Source organism: Streptomyces sp. AC627_RSS907, assembly GCF_019049165.1.
Genome location: NZ_JAGMUE010001444.1, coordinates 1 through 701 on the forward strand (window position 1 = coordinate 1; position 701 = coordinate 701).

Consider the following 701-nt stretch of genomic DNA (forward strand, 5'->3'; position numbering starts at 1 on the left):
GCCGAGGGTCACGCCCCTGCTGCGGTCCATCGGCGACCCGACGCCGTGCCTGGTGGCGTACGTGGACCGCACCGGGGCCGACTTCGAGGTCCGCGACGACGCCGGACGGCGAGAGACGGGGCAGGTCAGCGGGGCCGACTGGCCGATACACAAGACCGCGTCGGCCGACTGGTCGGAGCGGCACTTCCAGACGGCCGTCGAGAACACCTGGGAGCAGAACGCGGCCGAGATCGCCAACGCCGCCCACGAGATGTGGCAGCGCTGCGGCGCCGAGGTGATGCTGCTGGTCGGCGACGCCCGTGAGCGCAAGGCGGTGCGCGACCGGCTGCCCGGGCCGCTGCGGGCGGTGACCGCGGAGAGCGAGCACGGCGCCCGGTCGACCGGCTCCGGCAGCGCACGGCTCGAACGCGACATCGCCCAGGTGCGCGCCGCGCACGAGACCGAGCACGTGCGGGAGGTGCTGGACCGCTACCACGCCGCGACGCACGACGACGGCGGCGGCAACGCCATCTCGGGAGTGCCCGCGCTGGTGGAGGCGGCCCGCGAGCACCAGATCGACACGCTGTTGGTCACCCCGGACGGCCAGGACACCGGCCGCGAGGTGTGGATCGGGCCGGAGGGTGACCAACTGGCCGTCCGCAGCACCGAGTTGCAGTACCTGGGCGCGGCGCGCCCCGCGCCGGCCCGGGCGGACGACGCGC

Annotated in this window: 1 protein-coding gene; it reads left to right on the top strand. The window is 75.2% G+C overall.

Features of this window, described 5'->3' with window-relative positions:
- The coding region (locus KUM32_RS42350) for a Vms1/Ankzf1 family peptidyl-tRNA hydrolase (protein WP_302185278.1) at positions 1-701 on the top strand (701 nt) is incomplete at both ends.